This is a genomic window from Candidatus Liberibacter americanus str. Sao Paulo (genome assembly GCF_000496595.1).
GTDB classification, from domain to species: Bacteria; Pseudomonadota; Alphaproteobacteria; order Rhizobiales; family Rhizobiaceae; genus Liberibacter; species Liberibacter americanus.
In genome coordinates this window covers 1,003,944-1,019,876 of sequence record NC_022793.1, presented here as the reverse complement: position 1 = coordinate 1,019,876, position 15,933 = coordinate 1,003,944, and the positions used below count along the sequence as shown (strand labels likewise).

Below are 15,933 nucleotides of genomic sequence, written 5' to 3'. Positions count from 1 at the left end.
AGGATAATAGTTTAAAAAAAAAATTAGTCCAAAACTATCCAATAAGCAAACTTTTAGCAAGCAATATAAATAAAGGTATAAAATGGTTAACTCGCAATTTTATCGCGCACTAAAACTTGCAAATAAATTAAAAATAAAATAACAATTGCGAGCGGTAATGTGATTATGACTAGCGTTTTGAAAACTGAAAACTGCGACGCGCTTTCGCTTTCCCATATTTTTTTCGTTCTACAATACGGCTATCCCTAGTTAAAAATCCGCCGTTTTTGAGTTGCGGCCGCAAAGTTGGGTCGAAATATGTCAAAGCTTTTGAAATTCCATGACGAACTGCTCCAGCCTGACCAGATATTCCTCCTCCAGATACAGTAGCCATAATATCAAACATGTTATCTTTAGAAGATGCAATTAAAGGCTGCTTTATATTTAATTTTAGAACATCTCTTTTAAAATATTGTGCTGCATCTATTCTATTTACAGTAATTTTCCCGCTGCCACTTTTAATCCATACACGTGCAACAGCAGTCTTCCTCTTTCCTGTGGCATAAGCCCGTTGCAACTTATCAACAGTACGAGAATAGACGGGGGTAGAAGGAGTTTTATCCTCTGATCCTAAAACAGGATCTTGTTCAACAGACAATTCTCCTTCTTTGATAATTTCCTTAAGATTTGCGAGATCTTCCATAACTAACTTCTCCTAGAATTTTTGGGATTAATTTTCGCAATATCTACGAATGTTGGCTTCTGAGCTTCATGAGGATGATCAGATGCAGCATATACATGCAAATTCTTCAATTGTTTTCTCGCAAGATTACCTTTCGGGATCATTCTTTCAACTGCTTTTTTAAGCACTCTAATAGGATACCGTCCCTCAATGATTTCTTTTGCAGTAGCTTTTTTTATGCCTCCAGGATATCCAGTATGGCGGTAATAAACCTTTTGTTCGTATTTATTTCCAGAAAAGGCGACTTTATCTGCATTTATAACTACTATGTTGTCACCATCATCTACACTAGGCGTATATGTTGGTTTATCTTTCCCTCTCAAACGAATAGCTATTTGAGAAGCAAGTCTTCCCAAAATCAACCCTTTAGCATCGATTAATATCCATTTTTTTTTCACTTCACTCGATTTTTGAAAGAAGCTAGTTATCATTAATGATTTTCCTTATCTTACACAACTAACCCAAAACATACATGCATTGGATATATGCTTCCACATGCATTTCCTAGAATAAATTTCTATTCACCTTGAACACACACCAGACTAACTGATATAATATACTTATCAATCAGTCAATAACATGTAATAACTTGAAATAAAATAATACAAACAAAAAAGTATGTTTTCTATGTCACGATATATATCCTACCTTTTGTAATTTATATATAGCAAGAATACAATATATATTTTGTGATCATACGACCGCCAATTACGGATAATATCAGTATAACAGATATTATCCAATCTTTTATGATATTAGTTATAAAAAATATTAATATAAATTTATTTATCATTAAATAATTATTATTCCAATGAATTAGTTTAATTTTTAGTATGATAGTTTTCAGTTTTTTAAAGTCTTATAAATTTATACTCATAAGTATCACTATAATTTTTATATAACATTGCTTAGATGTAATTATTAAGAATGAATTTTAGTTCCCATTGGCTTATAATAAATTTGATTTTATATTCTAAATATTCATTATTTGATTATCTAATAATCAAATTTTATCTCATATGATTGCTCAATAATAAAGATGATATCAGCGATCCTTTTTGGTATCAATTAATATAAATTTAGAGTTGTCATTTCTTTCGTTTTGACGATTGTTCCATTTTTTTCTTGAAAAGCTGTGAATTTTATATTTTTTGATCCCTTCATTTCGAATAGAACAAGATTTTTTTCCAAGCATGACCTATATAATAGATAGGAGTCTGACCGTAAAATCCATTATGAGTATAATCTGATGTGGATATTATGGCTGATACATTATAATCTTTTAATAGCTTTTTAAAAGCGTAATCTTGATAATAGCTATAAATATGATTGTATCTCTCATCTAAATTAGATGTGATAATAAATATTTTTTTATTTTCTGATTTTGCTTTTTTGATATCTGAAATAAGCCAATCGCAAACTTTTTCTGATACTTCAATCATCGGCTCGATGTTTACATTTACTCTAGATAAGTAGTCAACCAAATAAGTATGATAAAATAGATTATGATTAGTTTGTATAAAATGCAGATTTCCTATATCCCATGAATAAGCCTGAGATTTTGTTATATTATGTTTTAAAATAAGACCTATAACTGTGTTAATTTCATAATTACTATCAAAATTAATCTTATGATTAGGATTGTCATTTTTTATTTTATTTATATTATAAAGGAAATGTCTAACTACATTAAAAGCACATCCACTGTTAAAAAGAATAAAATCATCAATTTTGCAATTATCCACATTAAAAAAATATTCAGCTGGCCCCATTGAAGGGTATACAATAGTTTTATTATCTAAAGAGCTGTAATCAGGTAAGCCGTTTAAAATAGTCTTTTCGAACTCATAGGTTTGATTTTCTTCTCCGAAATCTGTCATATTTCCAGATAGTATGTAAGAGTAAACCTTTTTATCAAATGAAAATTGTTTGACTTTGCTTATAAATTCTTTATTGCTTATTTCCCAATCATGCCTTTCCTTTTCACTGAATCTGTTTTGTTGTTTTGTGAATCCTTCTGCTGTTATTGGTCTCCATATGTTTATATCAGCCATCAGTATGCCTGATATGTTAGTGCATCTGATAAATTGACTAATATTAATTTTCATATTCATTTTAGGAAAGCCTATAGCTTTTATAACAGGATCAGTTTCTATGCTATAATAGGAATTAACTTCTAAAATATATTCATCAAATTCATTATTTTTTTTATGCATAAATTGTAATTTAACTTTAGTATCATGTAATAATCTATTTATATCTTCACTGTTAAAACTATTTGAAAGAGTTATTCTGATATTATTAAGTATTCTTGTTTCTACTGTTGAGCTATTTTCAACGCATACATTAGAGGATTCATCTTCTATTGCTTTAAGTATTGCCATTTCTATATAGTTTTTGCATAAAAAATAACGTGATATATCAATAGCCATGATAGATATCATTACTATAAATGGAAATAATAATGCTGCTAAAATTGCTATATTACCATTTTTTGAAAGATATAAAATATTATTTAAATATTTATTTTTGAACATGATGCTTGCTATTATTACTAATAAATAATGAATTAATTAATATAAATACATCGTATATCCTATAATATATTCATAAATATATTATTTAATAATCTTATCTAATCTTATCTAATCTTATCTAATCTTATCTAATATTATCTAATCTTATCGATAATATTATAATATTGTGGCGGCATTAAATTGATTTTATTATTATATTTGATAAGCTGTTTGATAGCTGAAATTATTCGATGTGAATTTTTTGTGTTTTTTGATTTTTATTATGTAGTAAGTATGATTTTGCCTATATTTTCGGATTTTTCCATTATATTATGTGCTGTGGAAGCTTGTTCTAGTGGAAGAACTGCATGTATTATTGGCTTTATGTGATTAGAGCTTAAAAGAGGCCAAACTTCTAATAGTAATTCATCACGAATTAGTTGTTTTTCCAAGTCTGTTCTACGCCTTAAAGTTGATCCAGTTATAGTTAGTTTTTGAGTCATGATTGGTGTAAGGTCAAATTCTTTAACATTTTTACCGCCTAAAAAGGAAATTAATATCAATTTTCCTCCCTTATTTAGGAGATTGATGTTCCTATTGAAGTATTTTGCTCCTACCATATCAAATATGATGTCAATTCCTTTTCCTTTGGTATGTTTTTGTATAGCCTTAACGAAGTCTTCTTCTAGGTAATTGACTGCATATTTTGCTCCAAGTTTTAAGCAAGCAATGCATTTTTCTTTTGATCTTGCTGTTGTATATACCTTTGCACCAAAAGATGATAGCAATTGAATCGCTGTTGTGCCTATACCACTTGATCCTCCATGAACTAGCACGCTTTTTTGTTCATATCGTTTCTCATTTTGAAATAGATTTGCCCAAACAGTAAAAAATGTTTCGGGTATAGCGGATGATTTTATTGCATCATAACCTTCAGGATATCTAAGAGCTTGTCCTTGATGTGCAATACAGTACTCAGCATATCCTCCTCCATTAACTAAAGCGCATACCTCATCTCCTATATCCCAATTAATCACATTTTTCCCGATTTCTACAATTTTCCCAGCTACTTCAAGTCCCAATATAGGAGAAGCATTTCTTGGTGCAGGGTATAATCCTTTTCTTTGCATTATATCTGGTCTGTTAACGCCAATTGCATCAACTTTAATAAGAATATCTTCATTTTTTGGCTTTGGTATAGTTGTTTCTTTGATATACATAACATCTGTACTTCCATAATGAGAAAGTGCGATGCATCTCATTTTTTTGAAAGTTATCATTTATTCAATCCTTTTATAAATTGTTGTTTTGTTTTTGATATTATTATTTATATAATAAATTGTATTAGGATGTTTTTACAGAAATTAAGTATAAAAAACCAACTAATTTATTCATCATATATAAAGTGAAAAGAGCATTCTATTTTTCACAGATAAAATTCTTATTTTGTCGTATAGTATATCAGATTAGTTTTATGAATTAGTTTTATGAAATCTTCTGTATGAAGTTATATTTTTAATTTTATGTATTTTAAATTATTTAATACAGACATAACTTATGTCATTATGAATGCTTCGTCATATTATTGTTGTTATGATGTTGACCTATGATTTTTATTTGTGATTAATAGTAAAATAATGTTTATTATTTTAATTATAGATCGATGGATGTAATTATATTTTATTATGGTATATTGAGTATCTTGTTTTGCTGGGTATTATGCAATTGAATAGAAATGTAAGTGACAGGGTAGGGTAGATGATAATACGCAAAAAAAGCAATGGACCTTCTGATCCTATGAATGAAGATTCTGAATATTCTCCAGTTATTGATTTTTCAGATGATTCTTGCAAAAAAATGATCAAAGCTGCTAAGCAGCGTGGATATGTGACTATGGAAGAATTAAATTCTGTCCTGAATCTTGATGATGCCGATTCCGAGCATATAGAAGATACTATTGCTGTGTTTTCGAATATGGGAATCAGCGTAATTGAAGGAGATAGTTTAGAAGATTTAGAAGAAGCTTCTGAAGATTCTTTAGATTTGGTTTCGGGTAATTCTACTGCACTCGCTGAGAGACGTAAAGATTTGGTTGATCGTAGTACTGATGATCCTGTACGTATGTATTTGCGAGAAATGGGATCTATAGAGTTACTTTCGAGAGAGGGTGAGATTGCGATTGCTAAAAGGATTGAGGCTGGCCGAGCAATGATGATGGCGAGTCTATGTGAAAGCCCTCTTACTTTCCAAGCTCTTATTATTTGGCGTGATGAGTTAAATGAGGGTACTACGCTTTTGCGTGAGATTATAGATCTGGAGGGGGCATGTGCTGTTCCAGGATCAAAAATGTCCATTTTTAGAAGATCAGAAGAAGATTTTATTTCAAATCAGAGAGATGATGAGCATCTAAGAAGTGATAGTAGAAAAAGAAGCGATAATGATAAATTAGAAGATAGTAATGATGAGAATCTAAGAAACAATAAGAGAAAAATAAGTGATAATGATAAGTTAGCAGATAGTAACGATGATATTGAAGATATAGTAGCAGATGAAGATGATGAGTATGATGATGAAGATGACTCTGTACATACAATATCTGCTATGGAAGAACAACTAAGACCACAGGTCATGAATACTCTTAATGAGATTGCTGATGCATATCAGCAATTGAGGATGTTTCAGGATGGTGGGAATAACAAGCATGATGAGAAGATATCTGCAGGATGTAGAGCATTAAAAGAAAAATTGGTTAAGTTGGTAAGATCTCTTTCTCTTAATCAGACTCGTATTAATCTTTTGGTTGAGCAATTATATGACATTTCAAAACGTATTATGCATAATGAAGGTAAGTTGCTACGACTAGCAGAATCTTATGGCATTAAGCGAGATGTCTTTTTAGAAAGATATAAAGATAATGAGACAGAACTTAATTGGTTAGATAATGCGAAAAGTTTTCCTGATGCGGGATGGAAAGATTTTATTTCTTGTGAGGCGGATTCTATATTTCAAATTAGAGATGAGCTTAAAGGAATAACATCTGAAACAGGTATATCAATATCCGAATTTCGTCATATTGTCTCGATGGTAAGAAAAGGGGAATGTGAAGCTAGTATTGCTAAAAAAGAGATGGTAGAGGCTAATTTGCGTCTAGTTATATCTGTTGCTAAGAAATATACAAATCGCGGATTGCAGTTTTTGGATCTAATTCAAGAAGGCAATATTGGTTTGATGAAAGCAACTGAAAAATTTGATTGGTGGATGGGATTTAAATTTTCTACATACGCAATGTGGTGGGTCAAGCAGTCAGTTACTCGTTCTATAGCTGATCAATCTCGTACGATCCGAATTCCTGTGCATATGATTGAGACTATTAATAAAATTGTTCGTACATCACGTCAGATGTTAAACGAGATAGGGCGTGAGCCTACTCCCGATGAATTGGCCAAGAAGCTTATTATGCCTTTAGAAAAAGTGCGAAAAGTTTTAAAAATTGCCAAGGAGCCGATTTCTTTAGAGACTCCTATAGGTGATGAGGACGCTTCACATCTGGGCGATTTTATAGAAGATAAAAATGCGGTATCCCCGGTTGATTCTGCAATTCAGGCAAATTTGCGTGAAACTACAACTCGAGTCCTAGCTTCTTTGACGCCTAGAGAAGAGAGAGTATTGCGTATGCGTTTTGGTATCGGAATGAATACTGACCATACTCTTGAAGAGGTTGGAAGGCAATTTTGTGTTACTCGTGAGCGTATTCGTCAAATAGAGGCTAAAGCAATTCGCAAATTAAAGCATCCTAGTCGTTCTAAAAAATTAAGAAGTTTTTTGGATTGCTAATAATCTTCCTTACGATATTTAACGGTATTTTTTATTATTCGTGTTGGACATTTTGACTTTATTTTAGTTTTTATTGAGGGAATTTGAATAATATGATTATTGTTTATGGCATCAGTTATATATATATTTATGATACATAAATATTATTATTGCTATCTTGCATTATTAAATAACAATCTCTATCTGAATATTGATTATTTTAAAATGCTTTTTGTATAAATATGAAATTTATAGGCATTTTTTATATTTATAAGATTGAATAACATTATAGTATATCAATTGATCTGTTTTTATTTTTAATATATATCTGTACATGTTTAACAGATTATTTTTTATAATTTATTGATTGCTATATAGTATAATTTTTCAATTTGATAGTATTTTACAAATATTATATGTTTATAATAATTTTTATGAACTAAAGCTATTTATTCTTATATGTTTAATGTAGCTTCAATATATTTATGCACATAATCTTTTATATTGTTTGCAGATAGCCAATTATTGTAATGATATATAAATATTATATATCATTATTGTATGGTATAACCTTAAAACAAGATTAGATTTCAATTATACATCAATATTTTTAAGTTAATTCTAAATATGCTATAACTGGCGTATGATCTGAAGGTTTTTCACATCCTCTTGGTGTTTTATCTATTAAAGATGATACAAGGAAAGATGTTGCCTCTGGAGACAACATTATATGATCAATGCGAACTCCTTTATTTTTTTTCCATGAACCGGAATGATAGTCCCAAAAAGAGTAAAGATTATCTTCATCGCTTATAGCGCGTATTGCGTCTATAAAGCCTATATTTTGTAATTGCTGAAAATATTGTCGCACTTCTAAGCTAAAGCACGCATCATTTTTCCATATATTTGGATCGTAGCAATCTCTAGGATGCGGAATTATGTTATAATCTCCTATCAGTATAAAAGGCTCTTCTAATTCAAGCCGTTGAGATGCAAATTGTAAAAGACGCTTGATCCATGATAATTTATAATCGTATTTGGGGGATGATATTGGATTGCCATTAGGAAGGTAAATATTAGCTATACGTAAAATTTTCCCACTAATTGAAAACGTAGCTTCTATAAACCTTGCTTGATTATCAAGATCATCTCCAGGAAGTCTTTTTATTACTTCTTCTGGTTGAAATTTTGATATAATAGCGACTCCATTATAAGCTTTTTGTCCATGTATTTCAACGTGATAACCTAATGATTCAATTATCTCAACGGGGAAATTTATATCCTCTGTTTTAGTTTCTTGCAAACATATAATATCAGGATTGTTGTCTTTTATCCATGTAACTACGTTTTCTATCCTTGCTCGAATACTGTTTACATTCCATGTTGCAATTTTGATATTTAGCATTTAATTTTTCCTATTTTATATGGAAAAACTTATTCCACATCCACAGCTACTACTAGCATTTGGATTTCTTATTTGAAAAGATTTACTTAATAGGGTTTCTACAAAATCTACTTCTGAATTTTTAAGATATTCAAGTGATATTTTGTCTATAAATATTTTAGCTCCTTGTTTTTCAAATACCACATCATCTTCAGACAAATTAGATGCAATATCAAATTTATAAGAAAATCCAGAACATCCTCCTCCTTCTACGGAAATCCTTATAGCTTGTTTATCGCTTTCGGATTTAAGTATTGTTTTTATTTGTTTGGCAGCTTCATCAGTGATTTTTATCAGTTCTTCCATTAATTCCTCCGTGGATATATATCGATACCTATGCTAGTGTAATTTGTTCTTAAATGATACATTGATTCTGTAAAATATTCTTCTAAGATGAAAAGGAAAAAAGTGATAGCTATAAGTAAATTAGGATTTGGTTATGAAAAAAGAGCTGTTTATGCTGCGAATCCTCTTCGTAGTTTAGGTAGGATATATCCAGAAAATAAAAGTTTGACTCGTTCTGAATTCCAACGTGATCGAGATAGATTGATCCATACTACTGCATTTCGTCGATTGAAAGATAAAACTCAGGTATTTTTTGATCAAAATAGAGATCATTATCGGACTAGATTGATGCATACAATTGAGGTGTCGCAGATAGCTAGATCATTAGCACGTGCATTAAAGCTTGATGAAGATTTAGCTGAAGGAATAGCTTTAGCACATGATTTTGGACATCCTCCTTTTGGTCATGCTGGAGAGAATGTATTGCATGATCTTCTCTCTTTTTGTGGTGGCTTTAATCATAACATACAGTCTTTTCGTATCGTAACGGAATTAGAACATAGCTATGCTGATTTTGATGGTATAAATCTTACTTGGGAGACTCTTGAAGGATTAATAGGCCATAATGGTCCAGTATTAGATAAAGATTCGGAAGAAACGAAATCATTTCCTAGGATATTTTTTGATAATTATGAAGTTCATGGATTAAGTCTTTCTAATTTTGCTAGCCTTGAATCTCAGATAGCTGCTATTGCTGATGATATAGCTTATGACGCTCATGATATTGATGATAGTTTGCGTGCCAATTTATTAACTTTTGATATGTTGGAAGAGGTGTCTTTTTTAAAAAAACATATTGCTGAATTAAGGGATCTATATCCAGATTTGGATAAGAAAAGAATTGCACATGAAATTGTACGACGACAAATAACAGCTATGGTTGAGGATGTTATAGATGTTGCACAAGATAGATTATCTGTGTTAAAGCCTAGTTCGATTGATGATATTCGAGGTTCAGGTTGCCGTATAATAGATTTTTCCGAAGGTATGTCTGTGATAGATAGACAAATCAAATATATGCTTAGAAGTAGAGTTTACACTCATCCTAGTATTGTTGTTGCTCGTAGTAAGGTAGAAAATATTGTCCGTGAAATATTTAATGCATATATGTCTAATCCTCAAGCAATGGGGGATTGTTGTAATTCAATGGATGATTTTACTAGTATGAGTGATTCTGTTAAAGCAAGGCGAATAGGTGATTATATAGCTGGGATGACCGATAGTTATGCACTGCGTGCATATCATTCTTTATTTGGTGTTATTCCTGATTTGCCATGGATCAATTTTTAAGGTTTTTTGTCCAGTTTTTGTCTTATATTTCTTATTAAGTGGTAATGATGATGCATCTGTTTACAGACTTTAGTTTTAGGATTAGAAAATATATAAAAGATATTGATTTCAACGTAACTATAGATGAAATTTATTTAGATCGCATTATTGTAGAGCGTCCACGTGACGTGGCTCATGGCCATTTAACTACTAATGCAGCAATGATTTTGAGCCGTCCACTAGGGCTATCTCCTATTGCAATATCAGAATTAATTGCTGAGCGTATTCGGATGGATAGCGATGTCGATTCTGTATTTGTTGCAGGGAAAGGATTTATTAATTTATACCTTTCAACTTTTTATTTAGAAAAAAATCTTTCTTCAATTATTATGGCTGGTATAGATTATGGTCGTTTATCAATTGGAAAAGGAAAAAAAGTTAATATTGAATATGTATCCGCTAATCCAACAGGTCCGATGCATGTGGGACATTGTCGTTGTGCTGTTGTAGGAGATGTACTTGCTAATCTTATGTCATTTTCTGGTTATGAGGTTACTAGGGAATATTATATCAATGATGCTGGTGCACAGATTGATATACTGGCTCGCTCTGTATTTTTGCGTTATAAACAAGCTCTGGAAAATGATGATTTTGATCTTCCAGAAGGTTTTTATCCAGGTAGCTATTTGAAGCCTATAGGAAAAGATTTAGTCGCCAAATACGGTTCGGAATTATTGAATTTATCTGATGAAGAATGGCTGCCAAAAATAAGAGATTATTCTGTTCGGGCAATGATGGATATCATAAAAAGTGATTTAAGATATCTTAATATCAGACATGATATATTTGTCTCAGAGAAAGAGTTCCACGATGATAATGCATCTTCCATAAAAAGTATAATTTCTGATTTAACACATGCAGGGTATGTATATAAGGGAACTTTACCTCCACCAAAATCAAGGACTGTAAATGATTTGGAAAATGAACGTCCGCAGATATTATTCCGTTCTACTATAGTTGGAGATGATGTTGATCGCCCCTTATTGAAATCAGATGGATCTTATACTTATTTTGCTGCTGATCTTGCATATTTTAAATATAAGTATAAACGTGGTTTTAACGATATTATCTATGTTTTAGGATCTGATCATAGTGGTTATGTGAAACGCCTTGAAGCAATAGCAGCAGCCGTATCGGATAACAAGGCAGATATTAAAGTTATTTTATGCGAGTTGGTTAGACTTTATAGTGATGGTGTGCCTATCAAGATGTCAAAACGTGCAGGAGATTTTATAACTCTTCGTTATGTTGTAGACGAAGTTGGTTGTGATTCTGTACGATTTATGATGCTATGGCGTAAGAATTCAGAGTTATTAGACTTTGATTTTTATAAAATAAGGGAACAATCTAGAGATAATCCCGTATTTTATGTACAATATGCTTATGCACGATGCAGATCAATTTTTAGACAAGCAAAATATTTTTTCGATGATGTTGATTTTGATTCTTTTAAATCAAATAAAATTCCTAGAGGTTTCCATTGGGAAGCTAGTGAATTGCAACTTATTGTAAAGCTTTTAGAGTATCCTCGTATTATTGAAAATGCAACTGTTTTGCAAGAGCCGCATAAGCTTGCATTCTACTTATATGATCTTGCTAGCCTTTTCCATAGTCATTGGAGTCATGGTAAAAAATCTCCTGAATTAAGATTTATAAAAGAAAATGATAGAGAATTAACTATGGTAAGATTGCAGTTAGCATATGCTGTTGCTTTAGTTATCAATTCTGGGCTTGATATTATAGGGGTTGCATCTCCTAATGAAATGAGTTGAATATAGAAAGATATTATTTTTATAGGAATGAATTCATTATTATTGGATGGTGTTAGTTATGGAAAGTAAGCTTGGCTTTTTTGATAAGAGAAATGGTTGTATTTCACAAAAAAAAGATATTTCTTCATCAAATGAGTTAGATTCTAACATTAAAATTCTTGCATATAAGTTGGCAGATGGTTTTTTAAAAGACAAAATTTTTTTTGATGATCTTGAACGAGAATTACTTGTATCTCTTAGTAATCTTAGTGAGGGAAACATATCTTGTTATGATACTGCAAAAAAGTCTACTCGTTCTCCTTTATTAGATAAATCATTATCAAATTTAAAAAAATCTTACAAGTCTTTTAATAAGAATAGTGTTTCAGATGTTAATTACGCTTTTCCTGTTGTCGATGAAAATAATAGAGTATGTGGTAGTGATTTTGATAAAAATAATGTTCCTGTCGCAAGTTCTGTTTTAAGCAAAAAAGAAAATATAGATTATAAGAAATTAAATTCATCTTTGGAGAATAATTCAGAAAATTCAGCATCATTCGATCAAAGTAAAGTGACAACAAATTATTCAAAACTATATACAAGTACAAGTGTTACTGGCGACTTTGTTGATGAATTAGATGATTGTTTGGAGAAGTCATTTAAAGCTGACTATGATAATTATATTAAGCCTGAAATAGATAAAGATCCCGTTTTAAATAATAAATTATCAGAAGATGTTAATGATTCTACAAATAGCAATTTTTCTAGAACATTGAATGATTTTGATAATATTATTTCTTTTAAAAAGAATAAAGAAGAAAATAATGTCATTTTTAAAGATGATTTAAAAAATATTGCGATTTCAAATGACGTGTCTTCAAGATCTTTGCAAACTAGTGGTTTTCATTTATCTAATCAGTCTGAAAGAAAAATTGAAACTTCATTTTATCCTGAAAATGATGTTGATGACAGTTTGAAATTAGATATTAATGATATTGAAAAAGAGCTTTTTTCAGTTGCTTCTTTTCCAAAAGGTGTGCCTCATTCTGGCGAATTTTCTTTTGATAATCAAGAAAAGTTTGGCATTACTTCAGAAGGAAATAGCATTATTTTTGACTCTAATAAAATTATTAATTTTAATAGATTGCCGGAAGTATTAAATGATAATAATATGCCTATACCATCATTATTTGATGATGAAAAAGCGTGTATTGATAATATGAGCTTTAATTATGATAAAGTTGATAATGATTATTCCTTTCAAAATGTATCTAATGGAATAAAGAGAGATAATTTGCGCAGTGATACAAAAGGATATGAAGATTTGAATTTTAATAATGATGTATATTCTGGAGAAGATCTTACAAAAATAGAATTATCAACTACGGGAAATAAACATGATAAAGGTGTGACGATAATTCGCAGTAGTCGCTTTTGGTTGATAGGATATGTTACAGTTATAATAATATTAGGTTTTTACTGGTTTTTTCAATTGCATCGTGAAGTAGAATACTATACTGGCAACACGCATATTATATCTGCGATTAAGGATCCAGTTCAAATTATTCCTTCAGAATCAGAAGATGATATATCTGATAATCAAGTTAGTGAGGTCTATGATCGGGTTACAGGTAAAAAGCCATCTTCTCCAAAACAAACTAGGTTGTTGGACTCGCAAGAGAAACCGGTTGATTTATATAATATCAATAAAGATAAAAGAAATCATGTATCTAGCAGTATTGTAAGAAATAATATCAAAAATTAGGCTCAATCAAATATTGATTAGTGCTGGTAAATTTTTCCAGATATATATGGTTTTTAGGATATTATGATTTAGTAAAATTAAAGTGAGATTTTGTTATTTCTTATACTTTTATGGTAATTGACTTTATAATATAGTGTTAATAGACAGTTTTTGTTGTTTTTATTTCGTATTATGTCGTTTTTATCCGTTTCTTTTGTTTTATAATGTATAAAGTTTATGTTTTTATTTATTTATATGTAGTTTACAAATTATTTTTAGTTTATATTTTTTAATAGGGTGTTACATATAGAAATTCATATTTTTATATCAATTTATAATGCAAGGTTTTTAAATTAATGGCTTCTCATAAATCCAAAGTATTGATTATTGGTTCTGGTCCAGCTGGATATACTGCAGCTATATATTCTGCTCGCGCTATGCTTGATCCGGTTATTATATCTGGGTTGGAATTTGGTGGACAGCTGATGATAACTGAAAGCATCGAAAATTATCCAGGATTTTCTGATCCGATTAAAGGAAATTTTTTGATGGAACAGATGAGACTTCAAGCAGAGAGTTTTGGAACAAAGATAATAAGAGAAGTTGTAGTATCAGTTGATCTAGATCAGCGTCCATTTATTGTTGAGACTGATTCTGGAGATATTTGGCATACTGATGTTCTAATTATTGCGATGGGTTCTAAGGTTAAATGGCTTGGATTAGAAAGCGAGCGTATTTTGCAGGGATTTGGTGTATCTGCATGTGCTACTTGTGATGGTTTATTTTATAGAAACAAGGAAGTTTTGGTAGTAGGAGGTGGTAATACTGCTGTTGAAGAAGCTTTGCATCTTGCTAAAATTGCTCTAAAAGTTACATTAGTACATCGACGTTCATCTTTGCGATCGGAGAAAATTCTTCAAGATAGATTGTTTGCACAATCTAATGTTGATTTTATGTGGAATACTGAAGTTGTCGAAATTATTGGATCATCTCCCAATTCTGGTGCTTTGCCATCTGTATCAGGTGTTCGTTTGCGTCGTAATGATGATAATACAGTTTTTGAAGTTCCTATTGATGGTGTTTTTATTTCTATTGGATATAAACCGAATACAGATATTTTTTTAAATAAATTACGATTAACAGATTCAAATTATATATGGACTGCCCCTAATTCTACTGTTACTAGTGTGCCTGGTGTATTCGCAGCTGGTGATATTGCCGATGATAATTATCGACAAGCAATTACTTCGGCTGCTATGGGATGCATGGCCGCATTAGAGGCGGAGCGTTATCTTTCTATAAACGATATTTATATTTCTTAATTTATTTTATTATAAAACAAATCATATTTAAAAAAAAGGATATATCATGTCTTTTGATTGGGATAAATTACGGGTTTTTCAGGTGGTTGCCGAATCCGGTTCGTTTACACATGCTGCTGAGCAATTAAATCTATCCCAATCTGCTGTCAGTCGTCAGATAAGTGGACTTGAAGTAGAAGTAGGTGTCAAGCTTTTTTGTCGTCATGCACGTGGTTTGATGTTAACAGAACAAGGTAATATGCTGTATAGTACTGCATCTGATATTGCTATTAAATTAGAAAATGTGCAGGTTTTATTGAGTGAATCAGATAACAAGCCTGCGGGTAAACTAAGAATTGCAACTACGATAGATTTAGGACAAAATTTATTGGGTGATAACTTTCAAGAATTTTTATGTTTATATCCAGATATAAAAATTCAGTTTATTCTTGATAATAAAGATATAGATATCAGTATGAATTATGCCGATTGTGCTATTTGTCTTCGAAAACAACACCATCTTTCTTTAATACAGCGCAAATTGGTAACTATTAATATGCATGCTTATGCTTCTCCTAATTATTTAGAATCTCATGGAGAGCCTACGTCTATACAAGATCTTGATAATCATAATTTGATTACTTTTGGGGATTGTGTTCCAAAATCTATGGCAAATTTTAATTGGCTTGCAGTCTTAGGTCGTCCTCCTGATCTTCCTAGAATTCCTTATTTACAGGTTAATAGCTATCTATCTATTATGAAGTGTTGTATGCTAGGATCTGGTATAGCAATGTTGCCGAACTATATTATCAAAAATAATTCAAATCTTGTAAGGATAATGTCGAATTTTGATATGCCATCTTTCGAAGTTTATTTCTGTTATCCTGATTTTTTGAAAAATAATGGAAAATTAAAGGCTTTTAGGGATTTTATTGTTCTAAAATCTAAAAATTGGCAATTTTAAATTAA

The 15,933-nt window shown here is 30.7% G+C and carries 12 protein-coding genes; 6 read left to right on the top strand and 6 right to left on the bottom strand.

The features are described 5' to 3' along the window. Window positions 1-169 precede the first annotated feature (169 nt). The 4 genes from rpsI to LAM_RS04295 form a co-directional block, all read right to left on the bottom strand. On the bottom strand, window positions 170-682 hold the full coding sequence (rpsI, locus tag LAM_RS04310) for a 30S ribosomal protein S9 (RefSeq protein ID WP_007557088.1): 513 nt from the start codon (window positions 680-682) through the stop codon (window positions 170-172). A 2-nt stretch (window positions 683-684) separates the two neighbouring features. After that, window positions 685-1,149, bottom strand: coding sequence for a 50S ribosomal protein L13 (rplM, locus tag LAM_RS04305; protein WP_040055877.1), 465 nt, complete (start codon window positions 1,147-1,149; stop codon window positions 685-687). Window positions 1,150-1,881: 732 nt separating this feature from the next. Further along, window positions 1,882-3,258, bottom strand: coding sequence for a TadE/TadG family type IV pilus assembly protein (locus LAM_RS04300; RefSeq protein WP_023466381.1), 1,377 nt, complete (start codon window positions 3,256-3,258; stop codon window positions 1,882-1,884). Between the two features lie 260 nt (window positions 3,259-3,518). Continuing rightward, a complete protein-coding gene (locus LAM_RS04295; RefSeq protein WP_007557091.1) occupies window positions 3,519-4,517 on the bottom strand; it encodes an NAD(P)H-quinone oxidoreductase in 999 nt (332 codons plus the stop codon). Between the two features lie 478 nt (window positions 4,518-4,995). Between LAM_RS04295 and rpoD the strand changes: the two genes are divergently transcribed. Next, window positions 4,996-7,071 (top strand): RNA polymerase sigma factor RpoD, encoded by a 2,076-nt coding sequence (gene rpoD, locus LAM_RS04290; protein ID WP_023466380.1) that lies wholly within the window; start codon window positions 4,996-4,998, stop codon window positions 7,069-7,071. A 589-nt stretch (window positions 7,072-7,660) separates the two neighbouring features. Here the strand turns inward: rpoD and xth are convergent. Both xth and erpA read right to left on the bottom strand, forming a co-directional pair. Next, window positions 7,661-8,455 carry an exodeoxyribonuclease III gene (xth, locus tag LAM_RS04285; protein WP_007557093.1) on the bottom strand — a complete coding sequence of 265 codons (795 nt, stop codon included), beginning with the start codon at window positions 8,453-8,455 and terminating at the stop codon, window positions 7,661-7,663. Window positions 8,456-8,470: 15 nt separating this feature from the next. Next, window positions 8,471-8,800, bottom strand: coding sequence for an iron-sulfur cluster insertion protein ErpA (gene erpA, locus LAM_RS04280; RefSeq protein WP_007557094.1), 330 nt, complete (start codon window positions 8,798-8,800; stop codon window positions 8,471-8,473). Window positions 8,801-8,902: 102 nt separating this feature from the next. On the opposite strand from erpA, the gene LAM_RS04275 reads away from it, so the two are divergent. From LAM_RS04275 to LAM_RS04255, 5 genes are all read left to right on the top strand, one after another. Beyond that, complete coding sequence (locus tag LAM_RS04275) at window positions 8,903-10,129, top strand: deoxyguanosinetriphosphate triphosphohydrolase (RefSeq protein ID WP_007557095.1); 1,227 nt, start codon at window positions 8,903-8,905, stop codon at window positions 10,127-10,129. Window positions 10,130-10,179: 50 nt separating this feature from the next. Next, window positions 10,180-11,940: an arginine--tRNA ligase gene (gene argS / locus LAM_RS04270; RefSeq protein WP_007557096.1), complete on the top strand. Its 1,761-nt coding sequence runs from the start codon at window positions 10,180-10,182 to the stop codon at window positions 11,938-11,940. Window positions 11,941-11,998: 58 nt separating this feature from the next. Continuing rightward, complete coding sequence (locus LAM_RS04265) at window positions 11,999-13,684, top strand: hypothetical protein (protein WP_007557097.1); 1,686 nt, start codon at window positions 11,999-12,001, stop codon at window positions 13,682-13,684. A gap of 335 nt (window positions 13,685-14,019) precedes the next feature. Then, complete coding sequence (trxB, locus tag LAM_RS04260; protein WP_007557098.1) at window positions 14,020-14,985, top strand: thioredoxin-disulfide reductase; 966 nt, start codon at window positions 14,020-14,022, stop codon at window positions 14,983-14,985. Window positions 14,986-15,031: 46 nt separating this feature from the next. Beyond that, window positions 15,032-15,928 carry a LysR family transcriptional regulator gene (locus LAM_RS04255; RefSeq protein ID WP_007557099.1) on the top strand — a complete coding sequence of 299 codons (897 nt, stop codon included), beginning with the start codon at window positions 15,032-15,034 and terminating at the stop codon, window positions 15,926-15,928. Window positions 15,929-15,933 lie beyond the last annotated feature (5 nt).

What these genes read in the sequence shown, in the direction of transcription:
- rpsI (WP_007557088.1), bottom strand. Translation starts at nt 682, where the DNA reads ATGGAAGATCTCGCAAATCTTAAGGAAATTATCAAAGAAGGAGAATTG.
- erpA (WP_007557094.1), bottom strand. Translation starts at nt 8,800, where the DNA reads ATGGAAGAACTGATAAAAATCACTGATGAAGCTGCCAAACAAATAAAA.
- xth (WP_007557093.1), bottom strand. Translation starts at nt 8,455, where the DNA reads ATGCTAAATATCAAAATTGCAACATGGAATGTAAACAGTATTCGAGCA.
- rpoD (WP_023466380.1), top strand. Translation starts at nt 4,996, where the DNA reads ATGATAATACGCAAAAAAAGCAATGGACCTTCTGATCCTATGAATGAA.
- LAM_RS04255 (WP_007557099.1), top strand. Translation starts at nt 15,032, where the DNA reads ATGTCTTTTGATTGGGATAAATTACGGGTTTTTCAGGTGGTTGCCGAA.
- argS (WP_007557096.1), top strand. Translation starts at nt 10,180, where the DNA reads ATGCATCTGTTTACAGACTTTAGTTTTAGGATTAGAAAATATATAAAA.
- LAM_RS04265 (WP_007557097.1), top strand. Translation starts at nt 11,999, where the DNA reads ATGGAAAGTAAGCTTGGCTTTTTTGATAAGAGAAATGGTTGTATTTCA.
- LAM_RS04295 (WP_007557091.1), bottom strand. Translation starts at nt 4,517, where the DNA reads ATGATAACTTTCAAAAAAATGAGATGCATCGCACTTTCTCATTATGGA.
- trxB (WP_007557098.1), top strand. Translation starts at nt 14,020, where the DNA reads ATGGCTTCTCATAAATCCAAAGTATTGATTATTGGTTCTGGTCCAGCT.
- LAM_RS04300 (WP_023466381.1), bottom strand. Translation starts at nt 3,258, where the DNA reads ATGTTCAAAAATAAATATTTAAATAATATTTTATATCTTTCAAAAAAT.